Below are 9,530 nucleotides of genomic sequence, written 5' to 3'. Positions count from 1 at the left end.
TGCTCCTCGGAATAACCAATCTGTACCTCATCTTCAGCGAGTGGAAGTAATACATCTTTTAAATACAGTTCCTTGCCATAATAGATCATCTGAGCGAGGAAGGTGCGGTCTGCAGGGGGTGGTATCACCTTTTTGGCAAAAGCCCCGGCCACATCAGATTCCAGGTATTTTTTATCCAGGTCGGCCGCAATGTATCGGTCAATTCCGGAATAAAAACGGTGGTCCTGCCCTAGATAATTATCAAGCCCAATCAATAATAAGGTATCGGTAAGGATAACCCTGTTGTTGTAGTCCACATCCGATGAAACAGTGACCACTCCGGGCAGGGTCTGCCCGGGGAAGTAATACCGGATATGCTTGTAAAGTAGCTCCAGGCCGGTTTCTTCTTCAACAAAATCGCCAAAGGTGTTGTCGATTTCGCTGTACAGGGAGTGTTGCAGGGTATCCTGCATTTTCATCAACCAAATACTGTCCGCATATTGAACGGGAAAGAGGTAAGGATATCTCAATTTTAGCTGGGCCAGGTCCGTCCCGGTAGCGGTGGCAAATTCCCGATCAAAGCGTTTCACCTCAAGATCCACGGGAATCTCCTCAATCTCTGGCCTCACTTTAGGCTGCTCCTGACAGGCCCAGAATACAAGGAGGAGCAGCGTTAGCTGCAAAAGTCTCAGAAGGTTGATAAGAATTTGGCGCTTCATTTTCTAATTCGCCCACTGGGGGCTATTTTTACGTGCGCAAATTTAAGGGATTCATCATTAATAAAGAGAAAGATGCAAACGGAAAAAGTGGTTGACCATATCGTACACTGGTTAAAGGATTACGCAGATAATGCAGGTATCAAAGGATTTGTCATCGGTGTTTCAGGAGGAATTGATTCTGCGGTAACCTCTACCCTCTGTGCGCGCACAGGCCTCGATCTCCTGTGTGTTGAAATGCCCATCCATCAGGGGATAAAACAGGTAGACCGGGCGAATGACCATATCAACTGGCTGCAGGAACAATATCCCAATGTCAGCAGACAACCTGTCAACCTTACTCCCATATTCGATAGTTTTGTAGCAGCCATGCCCCCAGTGGTAAATGAGGAAGAACGTTTTATGTCCCTGGCAAATACCCGGGCGCGCCTGCGCATGACCACCCTGTATTACTTTGCCGCCTTAAAGAAATATCTGGTAGCGGGTACAGGAAATAAGGTGGAAGATTTTGGCATTGGATTTTATACCAAATACGGGGATGGTGGGGTAGACCTGAGTCCGATTGCCGACCTGCTTAAAACCGAGGTATATGAAGTTGGGGCCTATTTGGGCATTATCGATTCCATTATGACCGCAGCTCCCACTGATGGCCTGTGGGGAGATAACCGAACAGATGAAGACCAGATCGGGGCTTCCTATCCGGAGCTGGAATGGGCCATGAAAAAGATGGACCAAGGCAAAAAGGCTGAAGATTTTTCAGGCAGGGAACGCGAGGTGTTTGAGATTTATGTGCGTTATAATTCGATGAACAGGCATAAAATGGTGCCCATACCCGTTTGTGAGATTCCTGAGACGTTAAAAACGACCTCTTAACTAGAAATCAGGCTTTTACCTCGAATATTGTGGGAAAAATTGGGCATATCTGCAAAATATGGTCAACTTTGTTTAACTAATTAGAATAATAACCTTATATTTCAAGGATGACCTCACTTGAGGATATTTTAGGTTAAATTCTAGAAATCAACCCATAATGATCAAAGTTGTAATTGCAGACAACCACCCCATAGTACGTCTGGGAATCCGCAACGTACTTAGCACTGCATCAGATTTTGAAATTATCGATGACGTGGCAACAACCGATGAATTGTTCCAGTCATTGAAAAAAGTTACCCCCGACGTAATCATTCTGGAAATGGATATTCCCGAAATTAACGGGATCGCCACGATCAGAAAGATTAAACAAGAATTTCCTGACGTCAAAGTGCTAATCTTCAGCGGACAGTCAGAAGATGTTTATGCACTGAGTACGATTCGGGCAGGCGCGTTCGGTTATCTTTCCAAAACGGCAGAGCTGGATTATATGCTCACCGCAATCCGGAAAGTAAACGAGGGAAAAATGTTCATTACCAATGAACTGGCCCAACGCCTTGCCTTTGATGAAGGCACTCAGAAACCCAGAAGATTTTTCAGAAAGCTATCTACCCGTGAAGTGGAAGTGCTGAAGATGCTGGCCAGTGGTAAACGCAATAAGGAAGTTGCACAGGGGCTGAATCTGAATGAGAAGACAGTAAGTACGTACAAGGCACGTCTCATGAAAAAATTGAACGTAGACAATATGGTGGATCTGCTCCAGCAGGCTAAGGCGCTTGAGTTATATTAAAGTATCCTTCGCCAAGAGTTATACCCGATCTGAAACAGGTCGGGTTTTTTTATGCAATTCAGGAAAGCACCCGATTGAGCTTTTTGTTGAGCAAGGTGTTCAATTGGAGGTAATTCATAATCTCTTCCAGCACTTCCCGGTTGTCTTCAGAAGGGGACTCGGTATCTTTCTGAAGTACTTCAATCCGTTTTTTTATCAGGTAACACCTCAGCGTAAGAATGGTTTCACTCACGAGTTGGGCAATGGTCAGTTCTTTATCCTTGGGGTAAATGTCTTTTCTCTCCCAGTGATGCAGTTCATAACGCTCTTCATCCATCAAAATTGAAGAAACGGCCTCCAGGAGGTCCTTGTCCAGATAGGATAGAAAGGCATTCAGGGAAAAAGGACCCTCCTTGCTCAGTTCTTCCATGAGGCGGTAATATATTTTCCGGAACTCCTCATGGGTGAGCTCTATTTCATCCTCCTGTAAATCCAGGTATACTTTTTCATACACTTTGGTCACCGCCTGTTCGGGCTGCAAGACCAGTTCTCCCTCTTCATTTTCCTTCAGGATCAAATCCTCAAACTCCTGTTCCTGGTTCCCGTAAAGAAGCAACATCTCGATGATCTTTTTCTCTAATTCGTATTGCACATTAACCTTCTCCTGAAGCTCCTTGTTCTTTACCACAGAGAAGGACTGTTGCTGTTGCCGGAGCTGTTTTTGAACTTCCCCGTAATTTTTTTTGTCTACCTGGGCGAGGGTATTAAATAGTACCGCCTCAGAAATGTTCATGATCCGTGCACATTCCTGTATGTAGACCTCTTTTTTGATCCGGTCAGGGATCTTGGCAATACTGTTTACAACATCACGGATGGTATCCGCACGCTTTATGGGGTCCCTGGCCGCATCTTCCGCAAGTAAGGAGGTCTTGAACTGGATAAAATCCTTTGCATTGGCATCCAGGTAGAGGACGATATCTTCATAAGTGTTGTTCCGGCTGAAACTATCCGGGTCTTCCCCTTCCGGAAACAGGCACACCCTGACGTTCATCCCCTGCTCTAATATCAGGTCGATCCCGCGGAGAGAGGCCCTGAGCCCGGCAGGATCCCCATCGAAAAGCACAGTAATATTCTGTGTAAGCCGGTTGATCAGCCGTATTTGTTCCGGGGTCAGTGCGGTTCCACTCGAGGCCACCACATTATGGATGCCGCGTTGGTACATCTGTATGACATCCGTGTAGCCCTCTACCAGATAACAATTGTCCTCCCTGGCTATGGCTTGTTTTGCAAAATGGATACCGTAGAGTACTTTGCTCTTGTGGTAGATATCGCTTTCCGGGGAATTCAGGTATTTTGCCGCCCTGGTGTTGTTGGCAAGGATCCGTCCACCAAAGCCCAGCACGCGGCCGCTCATGGAATGAATGGGAAAGATCACCCTGCCTTTGAAACGGTCAAATGTCCGTTTCGTATCAGGTCGTGCAGTGTCCTCCTTGACAATCGTCAGGCCGGTCTTTTCCAGGTATTTTAACTGATACCCCTTTTCCAGCGCTTCCTTGGTAAATGCGTCCCATTCATCCGGACTGTATCCAAGGCCAAATTTCCTGATGGTTTCCTCGGTAAAGCCCCGCTCTTTGAAGTAACTGAGTCCGATAGCCTTCCCCTCTTCTGTTTTCCATAAGGCCTTGGCAAAGAATTCCTGGGCGAATTCCGAAACCAGGTACATGCTCTCACGTTCATTTGCCTTTTCCTTTTGCTCGTCCGTCTGCTGGGTCTCCTCTACTTCTATCTGGTATTTATTGGCCAGGTAACGGATGGCCTCGGGATAAGTGAAGTGCTCGTGTTCCATAAGGAAGGCCACTACATTTCCCCCTTTGCCACTGCTGAAATCCTTCCAGATTTGCTTTACTGGAGAGACCATAAAACTCGGGGTCCGTTCATCTGTAAACGGACTAAGGCCTTTGAAGTTGGAACCGGATTTTTTGAGCTGTACAAAGTCCCCGATCACCTCTTCTACCCTCGCGGTTTCATATACCTGGTCTATGGTGGATTTCGAAATCAAAACCAAAAATTGAGTGAAGGCTAAAGTTAAAAAATAGACGCGCTTTCCAAAAGGAATCCCCTACAATATTCCCGGATTGTTTAAATTAGGAGATACAATCAATAAAAGGTATATGATATTGTTTTTTGGCGTACGGCCAGGTAGAACCAGAACCATTCCCCTTGAGGGCATAAGTTGCCCGTATTGCCATACAAAAGGGAAATTAACCGTAAACAGTACACCGAGTTTTGTGCACCTCTTCTGGATCCCGGTATATCGCCTTGGGACCAATCTCGTAGCCGAATGCAATCACTGTAAAAGAGGCTTTTTCAAAGAGGAATTCAGTCCTGAAATGAAGCAGCTGGTCTCGGAGAAACTTCGCAAATAACAAAACTGCCCTTTCCAGTTGGAAAAGGCAGTGGTAATGCTGCAGGCTTACAGATCAAACCTAAGCCCCAGAGAGATGTTCCGCTGTTCCACCAGGGCATCTTCAAAAAGAGGATTCAGGTCGTATTTGATATAGAGGAGGGTACCTCCCACCCCGGCATATGCGCTTAGTCCATACACCAGGTTACTGACGTTGTAGTTCCGGTTGAGCTTATCCTTGACCCGGGCCCCATCTATCCTGTACTTTAATTTCTGACGTACCCCAATATTGAATCCTCCATAGCCGCCAATTCCAAAACGGAACTGATCCTCTATGGAATACCGTATCTTCTGATCGGTCTTCTGCAGTTTGGAAGGCCCGAATTCAAAATGCACAGGGAATACCAGGTTGTCCACTCGCAACTTGGACTTGTTCAGGTCAAATGTAAATTCCTCCAATTCGGTTTGATCGCCATTCTCTACAAAATACTGGTTGTCCTTTGGTTTCAATCCGTTGAACTGGAATGAGAAGCCGTAATTCAAACGCAGAAAATTGCTATTCCTGAAAACGCGGGTACGCCAGTTCCAACCCATTTCAAAGAACCGGCTCCCTCCCACTTTGTAGGGGGTGTCACTGAGGGACTGTCCTTCAATTAGCGCATTGTTGAATCCAATGGCCAAAACAAAATCAGAGTAGGTACGCCGGTCATACACTGGAACTTTGCTGGTATTTTGGAACAATTCAAGGGCCTCATCTCCAACATTGATGGTAAGGCCAACCCCATCCTCGATAATTGAGATCTCCTTCTTCACCTCAAGTACCTGCCCTTTGTTGCGCTCCAAAAGGGCAATCTGGTTATTAATGATGGCCAGGCGGTCTTCAATATTCAGTGCCCTCTTTTTAGCCGCCTCTTCTTTAAGCTCCTGTGCTTTCTCTTCGGTGATCTCACCACGCTCCTGTCTTTCGGTAATGGTTTTCACCTCTGCCTTTAACGCCTCCTTTTCCTGAAGGGTGATCTGTTCTTTTTGTTTTTCCAGTTTTGCCACCTTTTCCTGATAGGTGTCCTGTGCATTTCCTATTTGCCCCAAACAGAGGAATAGGACGAATAAGGTGTACTTACTGATAGTTGTAATTGTTCTCATAATGATTCGTTTTTTGATAATTGATGAATATACTCCTCCTGGCCCTGCTGTCAGGGCGATGATTTCTTATTAAAAATTAAGGATCAGTTATTTCGATCTGCGACAGCCGTACGCACCTTCATAAAGCCTGCCTTAAGGCGTTCAAAAAGCTGGTCCCTGAACGACTGATCGAGTTCTTCCTCCACTTCATTCAACAGGGCCAGTGCATCCACAGTATTATTGGAGGTAAAAATCCGATCCCTGAGGATTTCGGATTGAGCCTTTCGTAGCAGGGAGTCGACCTCAGCCTCCGTCAGGGCTTCACTATTGGTTTCCAACAACCTCACTTCTGCAACGACCTCGGTGATCTTGGACTGAATGAGCAATTCCTCCTGCTTCTCTACTACTGCTATTGCAGTTTCTTGTTCGGAAAGCACATTATCCTGCTCAGCAGGAGCCTTTTCAGGAGCAACGACCGCCAGGGAACGCCCGGTCTGCGGAACAAACTCGCTGACCTTTGCTTCCTCCTGTTCAGTTGGTAGCTGAGAGGCTATCTGTTCTTCCTCTTCTTGGGTCTCCACCGGCAACGGTTTCCTTTGCTGTGGCTCCTCCTCCAACTGCTGCTCCGTTTCCACTACCTGAACGGGGGGAGTTACGGCTTCATCACGGCTTTGGAAAAAGTAGAGGGAGATGATCAGCAAGCCTGCAAAGCTAGCAGCTATACTGTACCTCAGTAAGGGCCTGCTCCGTTTTCTTTCTTCAAGCGGAATGAGCCCCGCTATGCGATTCCAGGCTTCTTCTGAAGGCGCAATCTCGCGTTCGTTAATTTTCTCTCGTATGTGTTTTTCAAATTTATCGGGTGCCATATCCTATCCTGTTTTGTGCAGTCAATTGTTCCTGCAATGCCTTCCGTGCCTTATATAATTGCGATTTGGAGGTGTTCTCCGAAATCTGCAACAGTTCTGCGATTTCCTGATGCCTGTAACCTTCTATGGCATATAAAATAAATACCATTTTGTACCCTTCAGGCAAGGCATCTATCAACGCCTGAATTTCTTCGACTTCAAGTGAGGTGGACAAATCTACCTGGGATGGAGGTCTCGCATCCATCAAATCCTCGTCAAAAACCACAAACTGTTTTTTACGGAGATAATCTATCGCCTCACGCACCATTATTCTGCGCATCCATCCCTCAAAACTTCCCTCGTTCCTGAAGTTGCCCAGATTCCGAAAAACCTTGACAAATCCCTGAACCATGATATCCTCAGCAAACTGTACATCCCTGATATACTGCCGGCAAATACTTAACATCTTAGGGGCGTAATGCTCGTAGATGAAGCGCTGTGCCCGGCTGTTACCGGAGGCGGCTTTGCTTATCAGCTGCTTTTCGTTCTTATAGAGAGGTATGATCTTCAACGGATTCATATTTGTGCTCTATTAGGATAGACGGGATGAATAAAAGAAAGGTTGCCTGGATGAAAAAAAAATTTGCATCCTATACCCAACACCTAGACAAGTAAAGATATGGGAATTACTTTTTGCGTTCCACTACGTATTCCACCATAAGGTGCAGGGCATCCTTATAGGGTGATGGCGGATAGGGTGCGAGTATTTGAAGGGCCCGGTCCTTGAATTCGTGCATCTTGGTTTCGGCATACTGGAGGCCTCCCTTTTCCTTAACAAAGGCGATGACTTCCTTCACACGCTTTTTATCCCTGTTGTAGTTTTTAACCGAATTAATCAACCACTTTCGTTCTTTTTTCTCACAGTTGTTCAGGGCATAGATCAGCGGAAGTGTCATCTTCTGCTCCTTGATGTCGATCCCGGTGGGTTTTCCTATGCGTTCTTCCCCATAATCAAAGAGGTCATCTTTAATCTGGAAGGCCATTCCACAGAGTTCACCAAACTCCCGAAAGGTTTCTACATGCGGGGAGTCGGGCTTGACGGAAGCCGCCCCCAGAGAACAGCAAGCGGCGATAAGGGTAGCTGTTTTTTGTCGGATAATTTCGTAGTAAACTTCTTCGGTAATATCGAGCCTCCGTGCCTTTTCTATTTGTAGCAATTCGCCCTCGCTGATCTCACGGATGGCAATGGAGATTATTTTCAGCAAATCATAATCCCCGCTTTCCACAGAGAGCAACATGCCTTTTGACAGCAGGTAGTCACCCACGAGTACGGCAATTTTGTTTTTCCATAAGGCGTTGATGGAGAAGAATCCCCTTCGCTTGTTACTGTCGTCCACCACGTCATCATGTACCAGGGAGGCCGTATGGATGAGTTCGATTACTGAAGCCCCACGATAGGTGCGTTCATTAACTTCCCCATCGTTCACCAATTTGGCGGAAAGAAAAACAAACATCGGGCGCATCTGTTTGCCTTTTCTGTTGACGATGTAATAGGTAATCCTGTTAAGCAAGGCCACTTTAGAGGACATGGACTCATAGAACTTTTGTTCAAAAAGTTCCATTTCCTTTAGTACAGGTTCCTTTATTTGGGCTACGATTTTCACTTCAACGGGGGGGCTGATTTTTTAGTTGCGTAAAATTAGGTAAAATACGCCTAGGGTTCCTCCCAATTTAATTCGATTTATTTGCCAGCTGTCCGCAGGCTGCATCGATATCCTGTCCCCGTGATCGCCGGATAGTAACGGTAATTCCCGCTTTTTCAAGGGCCTTTACATATTGATCGATCACCCTGGGATCTGCCTGACGAAATGCCCCGTCTTCAATGGGGTTATACTCAATAAGGTTGACCTTGGCCGGGGCGAACCTGCAAAAACGGATCAGGGCCTGAATGTCTTCTGCTTTGTCGTTTACACCTTCCCAAACCACATATTCGTAAGTTATCCTGTTCTTTGTCTTGCTATACCAGTACTGCAATGCTCCGCGCAATTCTGCGAGCGGAATCTTGGCATTGAACGGCATGATCCCTGTGCGGGTAGCATCAATGGCGGAATGCAGGGACACCGCCAGGTTGAATTTCACACCCTCATCTGCCATTTTCTTAATGATCTTGGGAACCCCGGAAGTAGAAACCGTAATACGTTTTGGTGACATCCCCAGGCCTTCAGGGGAGGTGATCTTCTCAATGGCCTTCAGGACATTCCGGTAATTCATCAAGGGTTCACCCATACCCATGAACACGATATTGCTCAGGGGGCGGTTATAGTAGAGGCGGCTTTGCCGGTCTATGGCTACTACCTGGTCGTAAATCTCGTCTGGATTCAGGTTGCGCATGCGCTTCAGGCGTGCGGTAGCACAGAATTTACAGTCCAGGCTGCACCCTACCTGGCTGGAAACACAGGCTGTGGATCGCGTTTCTGTGGGGATCAATACAGACTCCACCACCAAATCATCATGCAGGCGAATAGCATTCTTGATGGTACCATCGGAACTGCGTTGCAACTGATCTACAGCAATGTGGTTGATAACAAAATGTTCTGATAGCAGTTCACGGGTTGCCTTGGAAATGTTGGTCATATCTTCAAAGCGGTGCACGGATTTTTGCCATAGCCATTCATAGACCTGGTTGCCCCGAAATGCCTGGTCTCCCCTATCCAGGAAGAATTGCCGCAATTCCTGCTTATCCAGTGCCCGTATGTCTCGCTTTTTGACTTCCATTCCTCTTAATATAAAAAATCCTGCCGGGCCTTCACAGGAGACTGGCAGGA

10 protein-coding genes are annotated in these 9,530 nt (G+C 46.5%); 3 read left to right on the top strand and 7 right to left on the bottom strand.

Features of this window, described 5'->3' with window-relative positions:
* Positions 1 to 698, bottom strand: a 698-nt coding sequence (gldB, locus tag AC4E7D_RS00875; RefSeq protein ID WP_490171911.1) for a gliding motility lipoprotein GldB, incomplete at its 3' end; no start/stop codon positions are given.
* Positions 699 to 770: 72 nt separating this feature from the next.
* On the opposite strand from gldB, the gene nadE reads away from it, so the two are divergent.
* Complete coding sequence (gene nadE, locus AC4E7D_RS00870; protein ID WP_490171910.1) at positions 771 to 1,568, top strand: NAD(+) synthase; 798 nt, start codon at positions 771 to 773, stop codon at positions 1,566 to 1,568.
* Positions 1,569 to 1,725: 157 nt separating this feature from the next.
* Positions 1,726 to 2,355, top strand: a complete 630-nt coding sequence (locus AC4E7D_RS00865; RefSeq protein WP_490171909.1) for a response regulator — start codon at positions 1,726 to 1,728, stop codon at positions 2,353 to 2,355.
* Positions 2,356 to 2,413: 58 nt separating this feature from the next.
* On the opposite strand, the gene dnaG is transcribed toward AC4E7D_RS00865, so the two are convergent.
* Positions 2,414 to 4,393 (bottom strand): DNA primase, encoded by a 1,980-nt coding sequence (dnaG, locus tag AC4E7D_RS00860; protein WP_490171908.1) that lies wholly within the window; start codon positions 4,391 to 4,393, stop codon positions 2,414 to 2,416.
* A 112-nt stretch (positions 4,394 to 4,505) separates the two neighbouring features.
* Here dnaG and AC4E7D_RS00855 point away from each other — a divergent pair, with 112 nt between their 5' ends.
* Positions 4,506 to 4,760: a zinc-ribbon domain-containing protein gene (locus AC4E7D_RS00855; protein ID WP_490171907.1), complete on the top strand. Its 255-nt coding sequence runs from the start codon at positions 4,506 to 4,508 to the stop codon at positions 4,758 to 4,760.
* 47 nt (positions 4,761 to 4,807) lie between these two features.
* Here the strand turns inward: AC4E7D_RS00855 and AC4E7D_RS00850 are convergent, their stop codons facing one another.
* The 5 genes from AC4E7D_RS00850 to rlmN all read right to left on the bottom strand — a co-directional run bounded on the left by AC4E7D_RS00850 (position 4,808) and on the right by rlmN (position 9,480).
* On the bottom strand, positions 4,808 to 5,881 hold the full coding sequence (locus AC4E7D_RS00850; protein ID WP_490171906.1) for a hypothetical protein: 1,074 nt from the start codon (positions 5,879 to 5,881) through the stop codon (positions 4,808 to 4,810).
* A gap of 83 nt (positions 5,882 to 5,964) precedes the next feature.
* Positions 5,965 to 6,726, bottom strand: a complete 762-nt coding sequence (locus tag AC4E7D_RS00845) for a hypothetical protein (RefSeq protein WP_490171905.1) — start codon at positions 6,724 to 6,726, stop codon at positions 5,965 to 5,967.
* Entirely contained in the window at positions 6,713 to 7,276 is a 564-nt protein-coding gene (locus AC4E7D_RS00840; RefSeq protein WP_490171904.1) for an RNA polymerase sigma factor, read from the bottom strand. Before AC4E7D_RS00840 ends, AC4E7D_RS00845 begins: the two co-directional genes overlap by 14 nt.
* Positions 7,277 to 7,391: 115 nt before the next feature.
* Positions 7,392 to 8,369 carry a polyprenyl synthetase family protein gene (locus AC4E7D_RS00835; protein ID WP_490171903.1) on the bottom strand — a complete coding sequence of 326 codons (978 nt, stop codon included), beginning with the start codon at positions 8,367 to 8,369 and terminating at the stop codon, positions 7,392 to 7,394.
* 67 nt (positions 8,370 to 8,436) lie between these two features.
* Complete coding sequence (rlmN, locus tag AC4E7D_RS00830) at positions 8,437 to 9,480, bottom strand: dual-specificity RNA methyltransferase RlmN (RefSeq protein ID WP_490171902.1); 1,044 nt, start codon at positions 9,478 to 9,480, stop codon at positions 8,437 to 8,439.
* Between the last annotated feature and the right edge of the window lie 50 nt (positions 9,481 to 9,530).

It is taken from the genome of Lentiprolixibacter sp., assembly GCF_982873095.1.
This window is presented reverse-complemented; position numbering and strand designations above follow the sequence as displayed.